Raw genomic sequence first — 16,421 nt, 5'->3', positions numbered from 1 at the left:
GTCAGGCCTCCTGCGCCCTGCCCCCGGTCGGCTCCGAACGCACACCGCCCAGCGTGAGCCAGGTCAGCACCAGCGCGATGAGCGCACCGCCGGCCATGCCCGCAACCATCGGCAGCGGCCGGCCGTTGGAGAACAGGCCCACCACCGCCATCGCGAGCGCGCCGGTCAGCATCTGCAGCGTGCCCAGCAGCGCCGAGGCCGTGCCGGCGATGGCGCCGTGCATCTCGAGTGCGAGCACGCCGGTGGTCGGGATGACGAGGCCCATGAAGCCCGAGGCGATGAAGTACAGGACGATCAGCACCCACAGGTTGTCGCCGCCCATCGCGAAGTACACGAACATGGCGACCATCGCCACGCCGCAACAGGCCACGCCGAACTTGACGAGGTTGACCAGCCCGTAGCGCTCGCCCAGCGAGCCCGTGAACTGCGAGGCCGCGATGAAGGCCGCCGCATTCACGCCGAAGGCCACGCTGTACATCGCGGGCGACAGGCCGTAGTGGTCGATCATCACGAACGACGAATTGGCCAGGTAGGTGAAGAAGCCCGCCATCGCGAAGCTGCCGATGAACACCAGGCCGAGGTAGTGCCAGTCGCGCAGCAGCAGCCAGTAGGCCGACAGCGCGCTGCCCAGGCTGCTTTCGACACGCTCCGAGGCCGGGCGCGTTTCGTCGAGCAGCTTGACCATCATGGCCAGGCCCGCCACCGCGGCGATGGTGACGGCCCAGAACACGCCGCGCCAGCCGGTGAAGGCGATGACCAGGCTGCCCGCGAGCGGCGCCAGGATCGGCGACACGCTGAACACCAGCATCAGCAGCGACATCAGCCGCGCGGCGTCGGTGCCGGTGTGCAGGTCGCGCACCACGGCGCGCGGAATCGCCATGCCGGCGGCCGCACCCAGGCCCTGCACGAAGCGCAGCGCGATCAGGGTCTGGATGTCGGTCGCCAACGCGCAGCCCACGCTGGCCAGCGCGAACAGCACCAGCCCGGCATACAGCGGCGGCTTGCGCCCGACCATGTCGGAGATCGGGCCGTAGAGCAGCTGGCCCGCGCCGAGCGACAGGAAGAAGGCGGTGAGGCTCATCTGCACCGCGCCGATGTCCGCATGCAGGCTTTGCCCGATGGCGGGCAAGGCCGGGAGGTACATGTCGATCGCGAAAGGCCCGATGGCGGAGAGCAGGCCCAACAACAGGGCCATTTTGAAGAACGGAGAAGAACGCATTGGGTCGATTGTGGCGAAGGCTCGCAATCGGTGCAGGCGTGGGGTCGGCGGCTTTCGCCGCTAGTGCATTCGTTCTACCGGGCGGTACGCAGCGCCCCTTCAGTACAGCGTGGCCCGCTGGCGCGCGGGCAGTTCGCGGTCGTAGGTGACGCCGTCGAAGGCCGCATCGGTCAGCGCCGAAAGGATGGCACCTGGCGTCGGCACGGTGCGCGGCGCGTCCTGCGGCACCGGCGCCCAGAGCTTCGAACGCTGGATCGCGCGGGCGCACTGGAAGAACACGGTCTCGACGGCGATCTCGATCACGCACTGCGGCGCGCGCCCTTCCACCGCGAAGCGCGCCAGCAGCTCGGGTGCCGCGCTGATGCGTGCGCGCCCGTTCACGCGCAACGTTTCGCCCACGCCCGGAATCAGGAACAGCAAGGCCACGCGCGGGTCGGCCACGATGTTGCGCAGGCTGTCGATGCGGTTGTTGCCGCGCCGCTCGGGCAGCAGCAAGGTCCTCTCGTCCTGCACCGCGACGAAGCCCGGGGCGTCGCCGCGTGGCGAGGCGTCGAGCCCGCCGGGGCCGGTGGTCGCGAGCACCGCGAACGGCGATGCGGCGATCAGCGCCTGGTAGCTCGGGTGCAAGTACGGCACCTCTTTCTTGAGCGAGGCCTCGCCCGGCTGGCCGAACAGGGCTTCGAGTTGCGCGACGGTGTCGATGGTGGTCATGGGGCGATGTTCTCCTGGATCGGGGTGGGTGGCGATGCGCGCCGGACGCAGGCCAGCGCCGCGATCGCCAGCAACAGCGCGGCACTGCCGTAGATCCACGGCGGCGAGGCAATGGGCAGCAGCACGCCGGCCAGCAAGGGCCCGGCGCCCGCGCCGATGTCGCGCCAGACCGCGCGGGCCGCGAGCGCCCGCACGCGCTCCGGTCCGGGCGTGCGCCGCGCCACGATGGGCGGCAGGAGCGGCAGCTGCAGCGCGCGCAGCACCACGATCAGCGCCGCGCAGCTCCACAGCCAGCCCAGGCCAAAGCCCACGAGCGCGAGCGACGTCACCAGCGACAGGCTCACGAGCAGGCGCTCGGCGCCGAAGTGCTCCGCCATGCGCCCGCCCACCGGTCCGAGAAAGATTTCCGCGAGGTAGCGCAGCGCCATCAGCACGCCCGCCACGATCACCGCACCGCCGGGCAGCAGGTCCTTGCCGAGGTACGACAGGCCCACGATGAACAGACCGTCGAGCGCCAGCCCTTCCATGAAGGACCAGCCGTCGAGCGCGTTCGGCCGCTGGAAGCGCCGTGTCGGCGCGGCGCTGTGGTGCGGCTTCGACGGCAGCCGCCGGGTGACGAACAGCGCGAGCAACGACACCACCGCCAGCACGCCGAAGATCGCGCGCGGCCCGACCGTGTACGCCAGCAGCGCACCGAGCGGCAGCGCGAGCACCGGCCCGGTCGCGATGAAGGCGCGCGAACGCCCGCTGCGCCGCGCGGCACCGATCGGGTCGGCCGTGGCCAGGGCCTGCGTCGACAGGTTGAGCGCCGCGAAGCACAGGCCCCAGGTCAGCCGCAGCGGCAACAGCGCCCAGAACCCCGAGAGCGTGGCGTAGCCCAGCCCGCAGCATGCGGCGGCCACCACGGCCAGCGTGCAACTGGCCCGGTCGCCGTGGCGCGCATAGAAACGCGCCACCCAGCCGTAGCCTGCGATGCGCACCAGCCGGTTGGCCGCCAGCAGCAGGCCGACCTCGGCCAGCGAGACGCCGAACTGCGACGCATACATGGGCAGCAGCAGGTACAGCACCACGTCGGCCGGCAGCGAGAGGCCGAGCGCCATGGCGGCGTGGCGGGAATCCAGGTCGCTGGAACGGGCGGGAGCGGCGGGAGAAAGCGGTGGTGCAGCGGACATCGAGCCCGTATCGTGCCCGCTCGCAACGCCCGCCGACAAACGACATTCCCGCGCGGCATGCGTGAGAAAATCGCACGCATGCCGCTTCGCGAACCGCCCCTCCATGCCGTGCGCGCCTTCGTGGCGGCGGCCCGCCACCTGAGCTTCACGCGTGCCGCGGTCGAACTGCACGTGACGCACAGCGCGGTGAGCCGGCAGATCAAGAGCCTCGAGGCCTGCCTGGGCGTGGCGCTGTTCGAACGCCGCATCCGGCAGGTCACGCTGACGCCCGAGGGCCAGCAGTTCTTCGCGGAGACCGAACCCGCGCTCGCGCAGATCCACGCGGCGGCCCGCGCGCTGCAGCTGCAGGGACCGGCGCGCGCGGTGCGCATCAACGTGCGGCCCTCGTTCGCCGTGCGCTGGCTGATTCCCCGGTTGCCGTCGTTCGTGGAACGTCATCCCGATATCGAGCCGCAGGTCGCCACCAGCACCGTCATGCCCGAGCAGGCGACGGACAGCTTCGACATCGCCGTGCGCCGCGGCCTCGAAGGCTGGCCGTCGTCGATCCAGGTGCGGCCTTTCCTCGAAGACGAAGTGCTGGTGGTCGGCGCGCCCGCGCTGTTCAAGACGCAGCTGCTGCCCGACCTGCGCGCCCTCGCCTCGCACGTGCTGCTGTCGGCGCGCACGCGCAAGGACGACTGGGACGACTGGAAGAAGCAGGTCGGCGCACCGCGCGCGCGACCGGCCGGTCGGCTGCAGTTCGATCACCTGCACTTCGTGCTGCAGGCCGCGGTCGACGGGCTGGGCATCGCGCTGGCGCCGACCTCGCTGGTGGCGCACGACCTGGCCTCGGGGCGGCTGCAATCGCCGCTGCCTGAATTGCGGATGACGCTGGAGCGCTACTACTACGGCCTCGCGCCTGATGCGGCGCCCGAGGCAGTGTGTGTGGCCGAGTGGTTCGAGCAGATGAACGCGGGCTGAGGCTTCCACGTCCGTAAACGGCGAGCGGCAGACGGGCGCGGCCCCGAGGATGCGGTCTTTCTCTTCGTGTGCCGCCCCATGCCCTCACCGCTTCCCCGTTCTTTCTCCCATCTCGCCTGGGCCAATCTCGCAGCCCAATCCGCCGAACAACTGAGCCTCGCGGCCGTGCCGCTCGTCGCTGTGCTCGCGCTCGGCGCCGGGCCGGGTGAGATCGGTTTCCTGGCCGCGGTGCAGACGCTGCCCTTCCTGCTGATCTCGCTGCCGATGGGCCTGCTCGCGGACCGCATGTCGCGCCGTCGCCTGATGGTGTGGGCCGAGGGCCTGCGCGCGGTGTCGCTGCTGGCCTTGCTCGGCATGGTGCTGTCGTCGACGCTGGGCATCGGCGGGCTGGCCGTGCTCGGGTTCCTTGGCGCGGTCGGCACCGTGGGCTTCAGCGTCGCGGCGCCCGCACTGGTGCCTGCCCTCGTGCCGCGTGACGCGCTGGCGCGCGCCAACGGGCGGCTGGAGCTGGCGCGCAGTGCCGCCTTCACGGCCGGGCCTGCGCTCGCGGGCGCGCTGGTCGCGTGGGCCGGTGCGTCGTCGGCTTTCGTGCTGGCGTCGGTGCTGTCGGTGGCGGCAGTGGGCCTGTTGCTGCGCCTGAGCGAGGCGCCCCGCCCCGCGGCGCCGTCGCGCCATCCACTGCGCGAGGTGCACGACGGCGCGCGCTTCGTCTGGCAACACGCGTTCCTGCGGCCGATGCTGATGACCGGTGCGGTCTTCAACATCTCGTGGTTCGTGCTGCAGGCGGGCTATGTGCCTTATGCCGTGCGCGTGCTGGGCCTCGGCGCGCAGGCCGTGGGTTTCACGCTCGCGATGTACGGTGCGGGCATGGTGGTCGGTGCGCTGCTGACCTCGCGCGTGACGGCGCGGCTGCCGTTCGGGCGCGCGATCCAGGTCGGGCCGGCCGTGGCGGTGGCTGCCGCCGCAACGATGGCGGCCACCCTCGTCGTGCCGACCGCCTCGCTGGCCGCGCTCTCGTTCTTCCTGTTCGGCGCGGGGCCGATGGTCTGGGTCATCACCTCGACCACGCTGCGCCAGAGCGTGACAGCCTCGGCGATGCTGGGCCGCGTGTCGGCCGTGTTCCTCACGGTGAATGCGGGTGCGCGCCCCGTGGGCGCGGCGCTCGGCGGCGTGGTCGGCGCCTTGTGGGGCGAGCCGGCCTGCCTGCTGCTGGCGCTCGCGGGCTTCGTGCTGCAGGCCGCGATCATCTTCGGTTCGCGCATCGCAGGACTGCAACAACTGCCCGTGCCGGCGGCCTGACCGTTCAAGCTCAGAACAGCGAGCGCGTCCCGTTCGGCGTGGCGCCTTCGATGTCGAGCATGCGCAGCTTGGTCAACGCACCGCCGCCCGCCGAGAAGCCGCCCGGCTTGTTGCCCGCAGCCAGCACGCGGTGGCAGGGCACAACCGGCGCGAAGGGGTTGTGGCCCATGGCCTGGCCGACCGCGCGCGAGAGGCCCTTGTCGCCCAGCTCTTCGGCCACCTCGCCGTAGGTGCGCGTCTGCCCCGGCGGAATGCGCCGCGCGATCGCATAGACGCGTTGATGGAACTCGGACACGCCGCGCATGTCGAGGTCGATGTCGCACAAGTCGTCGGTCGCGCCTTCGAGCAGCGCCTGCACGCCCGCGATGGCGTGCTGCGCGCGCGGCGACGGCGAGGCTTCCTCCAGATCAGGAAAGCGCCGATGCATGCGCGCACGCGTCGCGGCTTCGCCCCGCTCTTCAGGCAGTTGCACACCGACCAGCCCCTGCGGCCCCCAGGCCAGCGCGCAGACGCCGATGGCGGTCGGGAACAAGGCAAAGCCGGAATCGGAAGGAGATGCGGCAGTCATCGGAGCATTGTGATTCAAGGTTGAAAAACGACGCGCGGACATGGGCGCGAAGACCTCTTCCGCAGAAGAGCAAAAGTACCAGCCAAACACCCCGAAATATCGAACTTTCATTCGGCGCTTCGAGGCATTTCCGCTCATCCTTTCGAACGCACCGAACGTCGGCAAGCCGTTGTCGGACATGTGCATCGCCCCCTAGTCTCGCGCCCAGAAGTTGTCGGCTGAAATTCCAAAACAACAGGGAGACACATGCACATGAGGCCACGCGATTCTTCGCGGCCGGCGCGGCTGCGCGCCCAGCGCGGACTGACCGCCATCGAGCTGATGGTCACGCTGGCGATCCTTGCGATCCTCATCGGCATCGCGGCGCCTTCGATGACGCGCTTCATCGTGCAATGGCGGCTGTCCAACGCCATCAACGCCGTGACCGGCTCGCTGCGCACCGCACGCACCGAAGCCATCGCCCGCGCAAGACCCGTCGTCGTCTGCCAATTGCGCGCAGGCACCGCGGTCGAGTGCGAAACCGGCTCGGGCGGCAACGATTTCGCGGCCGGCTGGATCGTCTTCGCCAAGAACGACCGCGACGGCGACTTCGCCTATTCCGAGTCGACAGACGAAGTGCTGTTGCGACAAGACGCGCTGCCTGGCATCGCGAAGATTGCCCTGGGCAAAGCCGGCCGTTTTGTCTTCCTGCCCAGTGGTCTGGTGAGCTCGGGGAGCAACAGCATCACGGTCGATGCCCCCGGTTTCGAAACGGCCAGCACCACCCCATGGGCACGCAAGACGCTGTGCATCAGCAAGCCCGGGCGCATCCGCTACGCCGCGGAGGGCGAAGACTGTTCGGGCAACGACGAATGAAGCGCCCCACACAACGCGGCGCCACCCTCATCGAGGTGCTGGTCTCCATCGTCATCCTGGCCATCGGCCTGTTCGGCATGGCGGGGCTCACCTCGGCGGCCCTCAAGTACAACCAGTTCTCGCGCATGCGCGCCACCGGCCTGAGCCTGGTGAACGACTACGCGGAACGTGCCCGCGCCAACCTCGCGGGATTTGCCGGCTACACCCACGCCAAGGCCTACAACGCCAGCGCGCGCGAGGCGGCCCCCACGGACCCCACGCCGCCGCCCGCCGCCTGCGAGGTCGACACCTCCGTTCCCGACAAGCCGGTCAACACCTGCGGCGCGGCCATTGCCGCCTACGACCTCGCGCAGTGGCTCACGAATGTCGGGAACCGGCTGCCCGGCGGCACGGCCTACGTCACGACGGAACTGGCCGACGCGGCCTCCGGCGTGAACGGCCTGCCGGCCACGCGCGTGCTGAACATCTGGCTGATCTGGCGTGCCATCGCGGAGGACACGGGCTTCGCGCTGCGCCAGGCCTGCCCCATCGCCGGCGCCAACATCGCGGCCCCGGCAGAGGTGAACTGCATGTACTTCCGGATCACGCTGTGAGCACCGTCTTCACTGCACTCCCACGCACGCGCAACGCGGCCCGCGGCTTCACGCTGATCGAACTGATGATCTCGCTGACGATCGGGCTGGTGATCCTGGTGGCCGCCTTGTCCACGTTCTCGACGTCCAGCCGCAGCAGCCAGCTGTCGCAGGCCGAGACGCAGTTGAACGAGGACGGCATCCTCGCGCTCAACCTGATCCAGCAGCAGCTCAAGCAGGCCGGCTATTCGCAGCAGCTCATCCCGAGCAACGGCGCCACGGTGATGGGCAACTACGCCGGCCCCGCCGTGCGCGGATGCACCGGCGGATTCACCGACGCCGCAGCCGCCTTCGACAAGCTGTCGTGCACGGGCAAAGGCAGCGACGCCATCGCCATCCGCTACGAAGCCACCACCGACAACACCATGCCCACGGGCACCGACGCCAAGCTGGCGACGAACTGCCTGGGCAACGGCATCAACGCGCTCACGCCGTCGCAGGTGAACCCGCCGCCCACGCCGGCACCCGGCGCGCCCCCACCCGGCAACTACTCCCTGGCCGACAACCGCTATCTGGTGACAGACGCGAGCACGGCGCCGATGCTGTCCTGCCGCGGCATGGAAAAGCGCGACGCCGTCAACGCCATCGGCGCCTCGCAACCGCTGCTGGCCAACGTCGAGAGCATGCGCATTCTGTACGGCGTGGCCAGCCGTCCCAGCATCGAGCTGGCGGCCACTTACGACCCGCTGCGGCACCAGATCGTCAAGTACCTGGATGCCGCGGGTGTCGATGCCCTGCCCGGCAGCGGCGTCCTGGCCGATCTTGCCGAAGACCGCTGGAGCCGCGTGCTGAGCGTGCGCGTGTGCCTGCAGATGCGCAGCGACCGGCCGGTGCGCGACGTGCCCGACGGCGGCCTTGCCTACAAGCGATGCGACAACACCGACCGCACCGGCACCGACGGCTACCTGCGCAGGACCTTCACCACCACGGTGCTGCTGCGCAACCGCTTGATCACCCCATGAACACGAAGCCATCCCCTCCTGTGCACCGTATCGCCGGCACGCGCGAACGGGGCGTGGTCCTGATCGTCACGCTGATCCTGGTCGTGATCCTGTCGCTGGTCGGCACCTTCGCGATCCGCAATGCCACGCAGAGCGAGCGCAGCGTGAACGGCATCCGTTCAACCGAGGTCGCGCGCGAGGCCGCCGAGACCGCGCTGCGTTTTTGCGAACAGGTGGCCATCTTCGACGGTGACGACAAGGACTACACCGAGTACGCCTCCGTCGGCATGCGCGCCCGGATCATCACGACCCCCATCGGCTCGGAGTTCGATGAAACCGCGGCATGGCGCAAAAAGGCCAGCTGGGCGGGCAACAGCGCGATCGTCGTTCCGAAGGCCTACGCCAACAAGAAGCCCACTGGCACCACGGTCGATGCGACGCCCCTGGAGATCGAACCGCGCTGCCTCATCCAGAAGATCGCCACCACCTCGACGCCCAGTCTGACCGGCTACCTGATCACCGCCCGGGGCTTTGCCAACAACGCCAGGTTCGAGACGTCGACCGGCGTCGCCACCCAGGGCGCGGAAGCATGGCTGCAGTCTGTGCTGACGCGCGACAAATGACTCCATGACCTTCATCGCCATGACACACCTGTCCCCCGGTTCCTTGCACTCCCGCCGCGGCTTCACTCTGATCGAAGTCATGGTCGTCGTCGCGATCATCGCCATCCTGGCCGCCATCGCGCTGCCGAACTACCAGGAGCACGTGCGACGCTCCAAGCGCGCCGAAGCCCAGGGCCTCCTGATGGAGGCCGCGCAGTTCATGCAGCGCTACTACTCGGCGAACGATCGCTACACCGCAGCCGCGGGTGATGCCGGCGAGGAGACCGAGCAGAAGAAAGGCGCAGAGAGCCTGTTGCCTAAGGCCTTGCAGCAGTCACCGAAATCCGGCGCCGCCAACTACACCATCGCCGTCTTCGCGCGCGACACCCCACCCAGCTTCATCCTCAAGGCCACCCGTACCGGCAGCATGACCGGCGACCGCTGCGGCACGCTGACCTTGAGCGGCCTGGGTGTGAAGGACATGGATGACGAGGTCACGGGACTGCTGACGAAGGAGTGCTGGAGATGAATCTCACACGCCTCATCAGATCCCCACTTTCAACCGCAGGGAAAAACGCATGACCGCCACGCGCCCGTTTCTTGTTCAGGTACCCGCCAGGGCCGCACGCACGCTGCGAACCTTCGTCAGCCTCGCTGCCGCGTGGGGCGCGGCGGTTCTTCCCCTTGGCGACGCGCTGGCCGCCACGACGCCGAGCCAGGCCCCGCTGTACAACGCCGTGCCGGGCGCCAAGCCCAATCTGATGTTCGTGCTGGACAACTCGGGGTCGATGGCGGAGGAGGCTCAGGACGGGTACGCGGTCGAAGACAACTGCCCGAAAAGTGGCCGGAATTGCGACGGAAGGTACGGCTGGTATGCCATGCGGTCCAGCGACGTCAACACGCAGTACTACAACCCGGCCATCACCTACGCCGCCCGAGTGAATTCGAACGGCACGCCGCAGGGCAATTCGACGTTCTTCGTGGACAACCAGTTGTCAGACAACCGAAGACCGGATCACAACGTCGGTACAACGGCCGGGTCGAGGAAGTTCACCTACGTCCAATGCAAGAACGGTGACTGTTCCAGCGCCGCAAACCGGTCCGAGACCACCATCAGCAATCCGTCCACTTCCGACACCGTCAAGTTGCCCCCCGGCCACAAGCGTACCGACTGCGGGCCGAATGCCACCCAGTGCACCACGGAACAGGAACGCCAGAACATCGCGAACTGGTATGAGTGGTACCGCTCCCGCGCGCTGGCGGTCAGCACGGCCCTGGGCCTGGCGATGCAAAGCTACGACAACAAGTTCAGGGTGGGCTACGTCCAGTACAACAACAACGGAGACGATGCGCTGGGCATCGTGAGTGGCGTCAACTACTTCAGCGACGAAGCGGCCGCGAACGGAAAGAAGTGGAAGACCAGCTTCTACGACTGGATCTACGGCATCAACCCCAAGGGAGGAACACCAAGCCACAACGCCCTGGTGCTCGCGGCCAACTACTACGCCGGCAGCGTAACGAAGTCCATCACCTCCTCCCTCCTGAGCAGCCCCTGGAAGAACGATCCCAACGACCTGAAGAGCGGTGAGCTGAGTTGCCGGCGTGCCTACAGCATCGTGCTGTCCGACGGCGCCTGGAACGCGAAGACCGCGCAAGGCATCGACACGCGCTACACCGCCAACAGCGCAAGCATCAATTTCGACGGCAAGCCGTCTGCAAGTGCCACCGCATTCAGCTACGACCCGAAGGGTGCGCCCGGCTACGACAGCACGGATGCGCTGAAGAAGCTGAATGCCAGAAACACGTACATCCCCTACGGCGACGGCGGCACCAGCAGCAACGGGTTCGCCGACCTCACGGCCCGCTACTTCTGGCATACGGACTTCTCCAAGACGCTCCCCAACGACGTTCCCCCGATGGGCGGCCAGCACAACCCCACGTTCTGGCAGAACATGACCACCTTCACCATCGGCTGGGGCCTGACGCCTTCGGGCGACGCAGACAAGACCGGCGGGCTGACCTGGGCGCAGATCGAGAGCTACAACAACGATTGGCTCGCCGGCAACGCGGCGAAGAAACCCAACTGGCCCACCGGCGACCTGAACGACGGCAACGATACGACCGATGCACAGCGCGTGGACGATTTCATCCACGCCGGCTTCACCGGTGGCGGCCGTGCCTACAGCGTGTACTCGGGCGACGACGTGCGCCGGGCGCTCGACAACGCACTGAGCAGCATGGTCGGGTCCGGCAACGACGCCGGCGTGGCCGTGTCGGGCAACAGCAACGAGTTCCAGACGCTGCAAGGCCAGTACAAGTACACGACCGAGTACCAGACCGCGGACAACAGCGGCGACATCAAGGCCTTCGAACTGAATGCCGACGGTGACTACAACGCGGTCGACAAAGCAGGCAAGCCGATCCCGGCCTGGTCCGCCAATGTCAGGATGCCCTCCGCGAACAAGCGGTCGATCTTCGCCTTGTCGAACTACGACCCCAACGCCCCCGCATCGGCCCTGCGCACGGTGCTGACCAACGACACGCGACTGGACAAACTGCCGGCCGATTTCCAATCCCTGCTCAATGCGGACAAGCAACAGGCCGCAGACGAGAGCTTTGTCCGCTACCTGCTGGGCAGCGACCCGCAGAAGGACGCCGACGGCACGGTCTACCGGTTGCGCAAGCAGCCCATCGGCGCCTCGGTCAACTCGCCGCCGGTGTTCGTGGGCGGGCGTTTCGACATGGGCTATGGTCCCTTGAGCGCGGTGGACGGCAGGGGCCCCCCCTATGCCGACTACAAGGCGCTCAAGAGCTCAGCCCCTCCCACTATCTTTGCCGCCACCAACAACGGCAAGGTCCACGTGCTGAACGCCGCCAGGAACGACGCAGGGGGCATCGAGCTGGCCGCCTTCATGCCCAAGGGCGCCATGGCGTCGCAGGTCGACCTGGCCAATCCGAACTTCCGCTTCCGCTACACGCTCGACGGCCCGCTGGTCGAGCAGGACGTGTACGACAAGAACGGCGTGGCGCCGGCAGGCGGAAAGAACACATGGCGCCAGGTGGTGCTGGGCACCGGGGGGCGCGCGGGCCCGTTCATGTACGGCCTGGAATCGCCTTTGGGTGCCACCGGCCGCACGCCGACCCAGAACCACTTTCTCTGGGAGGTGAACAACAAGCACAAGGACTACGCCGACCTGGCCCACGTGACCAACAACCCCGCCGCGGGCCAGCTGGACGACGGCACTTGGGTCATGCTGACGGGCAGCGGTCACTACCCCGAAGCCGGCAAACAGGTCGGGCTGTACATGGTGGAGACGCTCACCGGCAAGCTCAAGAAATTCATCGGGCTCCCCACGGAATATGGCAACACCGCCACTGGCGGCAACCGCGGCCTGGGCGGCGTGGTCGCCGTGCGGGACACCACCCGCCGCATCGTCGCCGCCTACGCCGGCGACGCGAACGGCAACCTGTGGCGTTTCGACTTGCGCAGCGCAAAGCTCGGGCCTTCCGCCAAGGGCCAGCTGCTGTTCACCACACCGGGCGGCAAGACGCAGCCGATCTACGCCGCACCGGCATGGCAGGTCCACCCCGGCGACGGAAGCACCTGCACGTACAGCACGTCCGCGCAGTGCGGCGCCATCGTGGTCGTGGGCACGGGCATCCTGCTCGACGAGGAAGACCTCGCGACGCCCGCCAGGAAGCAGGCGATCTACGGCATCTGGGACCCGACGCCCATCGGCGGCGACGCCAAGGCCGACGCACGCAAGGTCGAACTCGCCGACCTCGTGGAGCAAACCATCGACAAGGCCTCGGCAAAGGTCGGCTTGCTCAACGAGCGCGACAAGAACTTCTACCAGGTCAGCAACAACGCCGTGGACTGGAAAGCCAAGAGGGGATGGCTGCTGAACCTCGGCATGATTCCCTACCCCGGGGCGATGGAGAACGGCGAGCGCGTGGTGGGCGACCTGGCCAACCTGGGCAGCAGCGTGATCGTCACGTCCTTCCTGCCGGAGGACAAGAACCTGGGCATCGAGTCCTGCACGGCCACCGGCAGCCTGCCGAACAACACCTACGTGCTGGACGCGTTGACGGGCAAGAACAAGTATTCGTTCGACGTCGATGGCAACGGCAGCTTCGATTTCTATTCGATCGTCTCGAACCCTGCCGGCGGTTTCACGCGCGGCAACGTGACCTCGCGCAACATGGTCGGCCAGCCCAACGAAGGTCGCCCCGACGGCAAGCCCGAAGTCAATTGCACCAATGAAACGGGCTTCCTGACCGGCGTGGGCGACACGCAGAAGATCGGCGACGGCTGCGGGGTGTCGCGCACCTGGCGCCGCAGCTGGCGCCAGGTGGTCTCGCCACCCTTCTGATTTCCGAAAGAGAAAGCCGCAGCCGCCTCAGAGCATCATGTGCCGCGCCAGCAGCACCGCCACATGCACCGCTTCGCGCTGCGCGCCGTCGCCGATCTGGTGCCTGCAGCTCGTGCCGTCCGCCACCACGACCGCATCGGGCCTGGCGCGAATCGCGGGCAGCAGGCTCGCCTCGGCCATCTGCATCGACACCTCGAAGTGGCTGGCTTCGTAGCCGAAGCTGCCGGCCATGCCGCAGCATGAGCTTTCGATCAGCTCGGGCTCGGCGCCCGGAATCAGCTTCAGCACCTCCATGATCGGGCTCACCGCGCCGAAGGCCTTCTGGTGGCAGTGGCCGTGCAGCAGGATGGGCGCCGTGGCCGGCTTCAGCGCGAGTTCGAAGCGGCCGGCCTTGCGTTCGCGGGCGATGAACTCCTCGAACAGCAATGCCTGCTTCGCGACGGCCTGCGCCTTGTCGCCGAAGCCCATCACCAGCGTTTCGTCGCGCAGCGTGAGCAGGCACGAGGGCTCGAGCCCGACGATGGGAACACCCGCCTGCGCCAGCGGCAGCAGCGCGTCGATCAGCGCCCCCGCGCGCACCTTGGCTTCGTCCACCATGCCGCTGGCCAGGAAGGTCCGGCCGCAGCAGTGGTGCCCGCCGCCCTTCTCCACCGTGTGCAGCGCATAGCCTGCGGCGTGCAGCACGCGCGCCGCCGCAAAGACGTTCTCGCTTTCGAAGGTGCCGTTGAAGGTGTCGACGAACAGCACGGCGACCTTCTCGCCGCGCGCTGCAGCAGCCAGCACCGACGCTTGATCAGAAAACAGACCCGACGCCACCGTGTCCTTGCCGCGCCAGAAAGTGTCGCTGCGCCATTCGGGCAGCGAGCGCTTCGCTGAAAAGCCCAGCATCTTCTCGCCCAGCCACGCCGCACCCGGCACGCGGTTGCGCAGGTTCAGCAGCCACGGCATGCGGCTGGCGCGGTGCGCGTAGTCGGGCATGTAGGCGACCAGCTTGTCTTTCAGCGTGTGGCCGTGGCGTTTCTTGTAATGGTCGAGAAACTCGATCTTCATCTTCGCCATGTCCACGCCGGTCGGGCAGTCGCGCTTGCAGCCCTTGCAGCCGACGCACAGGTCCATGGTCTCGTGCATGGCCTCGCTGGTGAAGGCGTCGGCGCCGAGCTGGCCCGACAGCGCCAGGCGCAGCGTGTTGGCGCGCCCGCGCGTCAGGTGCTGCTCGTCGCGCGTCACGCGGTAGCTGGGGCACATGGTGCCGGCGTCGAACTTGCGGCAGTGGCCGTTGTTGTTGCACATCTCCACGGCCTTGGCGAGGCCGCCGGTGCTGTCGCCGCCGGTGCCGGGCGCGGTGGTGACCTCGGTCACGGGGTCGGCATTGACGTTCCAGCCCGACCAGTCGAGCACGGGCTTCAATTCGATGCGGCGGTACGGCTTTGGCGCGGTGGGCGGCGCGAAGCGGAACAGCGCGCCATCGTCCATGCGCGGCGGGTCGATGATCTTGCCGGGGTTGAACAGCCCGATCGGGTCGAGCTGCTGCTTGATCGCGCGAAAAGCCTCGTTGATTGCCGGCCCGAACTGCCATTCGATCCACTCGCCGCGGCACAGCCCGTCGCCGTGCTCGCCGCTGAAGGCGCCCTTGTACTTGCGCACCAGCGCGCTGGCCTCTTCGGCAATGGCGCGCATCTTGGCCGCACCGTCGGCGCGCATGTCGAGAATGGGCCGCACATGCAGCGTGCCGACCGAGGCATGCGCGTACCAGGTGCCACGGCTGCCGTACTTGGCGAACACCTCGGTCAGCGCGTCGGTGTATTCAGCCAGGTGCTCGAGCGGCACCGCGCAGTCTTCGATGAAGCTCACGGGTTTGCCGTCGCCCTTGAGGCTCATCATGATGTTGAGACCGGCCTTGCGCACCTCCCACAGGTTCTTCTGCCGGCCGTCGTCGGGCATCTCGACCACGCTGCCGGGCAGGCCGAGGTCGCCCATCAGCTCGACCAGCTGCTTCAGCTGCGGCAGCAGCGCGGCCTTGTCGGCGCCCGAGAACTCGACCAGCAGGATGGCGGCGGGCTTGCCGATCAGCGCCGTTTCCACGGTCGGCTTGAACGCGGGATTGGCCAGGCTCAGCTCGATCATCGTGCGGTCGACCAGCTCCACCGCCGTCGGTCCCAGCTTCACGATGTGCTGCGCAGCATCCATGGCCGCATGGAAGGTCGGGAAGTTCACGATGCCCAGCACCTTGGCGCGCGGCAGCGGCGCCAGCTTGAGCTTCAGGCTGCGCGTGTAGGCCAGCGTGCCTTCGGCGCCGATCAGCAGATGCGCGAGGTTCACGCTGCCGTCGGCCGTGTACGGCTTCTCGCTCTGGTTGTCGAAGATGTCGAGGTTGTAGCCCGCCACGCGGCGCATCACCTTGGGCCAGTGCTGCGCCATGGCGTCACGGTGCTCTTGCGCCAGCCCGTGCACGAACTGCGCGATGCCCGCCGCGCGCGCACCGAGCGTGCCCACCGGACCAAATTCGACCAGTTCGCCACTCGACAGCCACGCGCTCGCGCCCAGCACGTTGTGCACCATGTTGCCGTAGGCGATGGAGCGCGAGCCGCAGGAGTTGTTGCCCGCCATGCCGCCCAGCGTGGCCTGCGCGCTGGTCGACACGTCGACCGGGTACCAGAGCCCGTGCGGCTTGAGCTGCGCGTTCAGGTGGTCGAGCACCAGGCCCGGTTCGACCGTGGCGGTGCCCTCTTCCACGTTCACATCGAGCACCTTGCGAAAGTGCTTGCTGTTGTCGATCACCAGCGCCGCGCCTGTGGTCTGGCCGCACTGGCTGGTGCCGCCGCCGCGCGCGAGCACCGGCACCTTCAGGTCGCGGGCGATGTCGATGGCGGTGGCGATGTCGCGCTCGTTCGTGGGCACGAAGGCGCCGACCGGCGTGATCTGGTAGATCGAGGCGTCGGTGGCATAGCGCCCGCGCGAGCCGTCGTCGAACAGCACCTCGCCCTGCGTGTCGGTGCGCAGCCGGCGCGCCAGCAGTTCGCAGGTGTCGTTGGGCGGAAGAACGGTTCCGGCTGGCTGCATGTGGCTGGCGGGATCGATGCGCATGGTGG

At 68.1% G+C, this 16,421-nt stretch carries 14 protein-coding genes; 9 read left to right on the top strand and 5 right to left on the bottom strand.

All coding sequences use genetic code 11. The features are described 5' to 3' along the window. Window position 1: 1 nt before the first annotated feature. From AC07YS_RS00180 to AC07YS_RS00170, 3 genes are all read right to left on the bottom strand, one after another. A complete protein-coding gene (locus AC07YS_RS00180) occupies window positions 2-1,219 on the bottom strand; it encodes a multidrug effflux MFS transporter (protein ID WP_185993570.1) in 1,218 nt (405 codons plus the stop codon). 99 nt (window positions 1,220-1,318) lie between these two features. Next, window positions 1,319-1,930 (bottom strand): pyridoxamine 5'-phosphate oxidase family protein, encoded by a 612-nt coding sequence (locus AC07YS_RS00175; protein ID WP_495267131.1) that lies wholly within the window; start codon window positions 1,928-1,930, stop codon window positions 1,319-1,321. Further along, window positions 1,927-3,102, bottom strand: coding sequence for an MFS transporter (locus AC07YS_RS00170; RefSeq protein WP_495267130.1), 1,176 nt, complete (start codon window positions 3,100-3,102; stop codon window positions 1,927-1,929). The genes AC07YS_RS00175 and AC07YS_RS00170 overlap by 4 nt, the downstream gene beginning before the upstream one ends. Before the next feature lie 78 nt (window positions 3,103-3,180). Between AC07YS_RS00170 and AC07YS_RS00165 the strand changes: the two genes are divergently transcribed. Next, a complete protein-coding gene (locus tag AC07YS_RS00165; protein ID WP_495267129.1) occupies window positions 3,181-4,062 on the top strand; it encodes a LysR substrate-binding domain-containing protein in 882 nt (293 codons plus the stop codon). A 78-nt stretch (window positions 4,063-4,140) separates the two neighbouring features. Then, window positions 4,141-5,361: an MFS transporter gene (locus AC07YS_RS00160; protein WP_495267128.1), complete on the top strand. Its 1,221-nt coding sequence runs from the start codon at window positions 4,141-4,143 to the stop codon at window positions 5,359-5,361. A 10-nt stretch (window positions 5,362-5,371) separates the two neighbouring features. Here AC07YS_RS00160 and AC07YS_RS00155 read toward each other — a convergent pair whose 3' ends face one another. Beyond that, window positions 5,372-5,929, bottom strand: coding sequence for a methylated-DNA--[protein]-cysteine S-methyltransferase (locus AC07YS_RS00155; RefSeq protein WP_495267127.1), 558 nt, complete (start codon window positions 5,927-5,929; stop codon window positions 5,372-5,374). Window positions 5,930-5,969: 40 nt separating this feature from the next. Here AC07YS_RS00155 and AC07YS_RS00150 point away from each other — a divergent pair, with 40 nt between their 5' ends. Genes AC07YS_RS00150 through AC07YS_RS00120 form a run of 7 tightly spaced genes read left to right on the top strand, consistent with a single transcriptional unit; the run spans window position 5,970 to window position 13,332 of the window. Continuing rightward, the gene (locus tag AC07YS_RS00150) at window positions 5,970-6,125 is read left to right on the top strand and encodes a hypothetical protein (protein WP_495273678.1); all 156 of its coding nucleotides are present in this window, start codon (window positions 5,970-5,972) and stop codon (window positions 6,123-6,125) included. Between the two features lie 56 nt (window positions 6,126-6,181). Continuing rightward, window positions 6,182-6,784, top strand: a complete 603-nt coding sequence (locus AC07YS_RS00145; protein ID WP_495267126.1) for a GspH/FimT family pseudopilin — start codon at window positions 6,182-6,184, stop codon at window positions 6,782-6,784. Next, window positions 6,781-7,377, top strand: coding sequence for a type IV pilus modification protein PilV (gene pilV, locus AC07YS_RS00140; RefSeq protein WP_495267125.1), 597 nt, complete (start codon window positions 6,781-6,783; stop codon window positions 7,375-7,377). The genes AC07YS_RS00145 and pilV overlap by 4 nt, the downstream gene beginning before the upstream one ends. Then, on the top strand, window positions 7,374-8,378 hold the full coding sequence (locus AC07YS_RS00135; RefSeq protein ID WP_495267124.1) for a PilW family protein: 1,005 nt from the start codon (window positions 7,374-7,376) through the stop codon (window positions 8,376-8,378). Before pilV ends, AC07YS_RS00135 begins: the two co-directional genes overlap by 4 nt. Beyond that, a complete protein-coding gene (locus AC07YS_RS00130) occupies window positions 8,375-8,980 on the top strand; it encodes a pilus assembly PilX family protein (RefSeq protein WP_495267123.1) in 606 nt (201 codons plus the stop codon). Before AC07YS_RS00135 ends, AC07YS_RS00130 begins: the two co-directional genes overlap by 4 nt. Before the next feature lie 4 nt (window positions 8,981-8,984). After that, on the top strand, window positions 8,985-9,488 hold the full coding sequence (locus tag AC07YS_RS00125; protein WP_495267122.1) for a type IV pilin protein: 504 nt from the start codon (window positions 8,985-8,987) through the stop codon (window positions 9,486-9,488). A gap of 49 nt (window positions 9,489-9,537) precedes the next feature. Beyond that, the gene (locus AC07YS_RS00120) at window positions 9,538-13,332 is read left to right on the top strand and encodes a pilus assembly protein (protein WP_495267121.1); all 3,795 of its coding nucleotides are present in this window, start codon (window positions 9,538-9,540) and stop codon (window positions 13,330-13,332) included. Between the two features lie 27 nt (window positions 13,333-13,359). On the opposite strand, the gene AC07YS_RS00115 is transcribed toward AC07YS_RS00120, so the two are convergent. Next, on the bottom strand, window positions 13,360-16,416 hold the full coding sequence (locus tag AC07YS_RS00115; RefSeq protein WP_495267120.1) for an FAD-binding and (Fe-S)-binding domain-containing protein: 3,057 nt from the start codon (window positions 16,414-16,416) through the stop codon (window positions 13,360-13,362). Window positions 16,417-16,421 lie beyond the last annotated feature (5 nt).

This window comes from Variovorax sp. GW458-11-26-14-LB1, assembly GCF_059423965.1.
This window is presented reverse-complemented; position numbering and strand designations above follow the sequence as displayed.

Coding starts and splice junctions, on each gene's coding strand:
- AC07YS_RS00180 (WP_185993570.1), bottom strand. CDS start 1,219: ATGCGTTCTTCTCCGTTCTTCAAAATGGCCCTGTTGTTGGGCCTGCTC.
- AC07YS_RS00175 (WP_495267131.1), bottom strand. CDS start 1,930: ATGACCACCATCGACACCGTCGCGCAACTCGAAGCCCTGTTCGGCCAG.
- AC07YS_RS00170 (WP_495267130.1), bottom strand. CDS start 3,102: ATGTCCGCTGCACCACCGCTTTCTCCCGCCGCTCCCGCCCGTTCCAGC.
- AC07YS_RS00165 (WP_495267129.1), top strand. CDS start 3,181: ATGCCGCTTCGCGAACCGCCCCTCCATGCCGTGCGCGCCTTCGTGGCG.
- AC07YS_RS00160 (WP_495267128.1), top strand. CDS start 4,141: ATGCCCTCACCGCTTCCCCGTTCTTTCTCCCATCTCGCCTGGGCCAAT.
- AC07YS_RS00155 (WP_495267127.1), bottom strand. CDS start 5,929: ATGACTGCCGCATCTCCTTCCGATTCCGGCTTTGCCTTGTTCCCGACC.
- AC07YS_RS00150 (WP_495273678.1), top strand. CDS start 5,970: ATGGGCGCGAAGACCTCTTCCGCAGAAGAGCAAAAGTACCAGCCAAAC.
- AC07YS_RS00145 (WP_495267126.1), top strand. CDS start 6,182: ATGAGGCCACGCGATTCTTCGCGGCCGGCGCGGCTGCGCGCCCAGCGC.
- pilV (WP_495267125.1), top strand. CDS start 6,781: ATGAAGCGCCCCACACAACGCGGCGCCACCCTCATCGAGGTGCTGGTC.
- AC07YS_RS00130 (WP_495267123.1), top strand. CDS start 8,375: ATGAACACGAAGCCATCCCCTCCTGTGCACCGTATCGCCGGCACGCGC.
- AC07YS_RS00125 (WP_495267122.1), top strand. CDS start 8,985: ATGACCTTCATCGCCATGACACACCTGTCCCCCGGTTCCTTGCACTCC.
- AC07YS_RS00120 (WP_495267121.1), top strand. CDS start 9,538: ATGACCGCCACGCGCCCGTTTCTTGTTCAGGTACCCGCCAGGGCCGCA.
- AC07YS_RS00115 (WP_495267120.1), bottom strand. CDS start 16,416: ATGCGCATCGATCCCGCCAGCCACATGCAGCCAGCCGGAACCGTTCTT.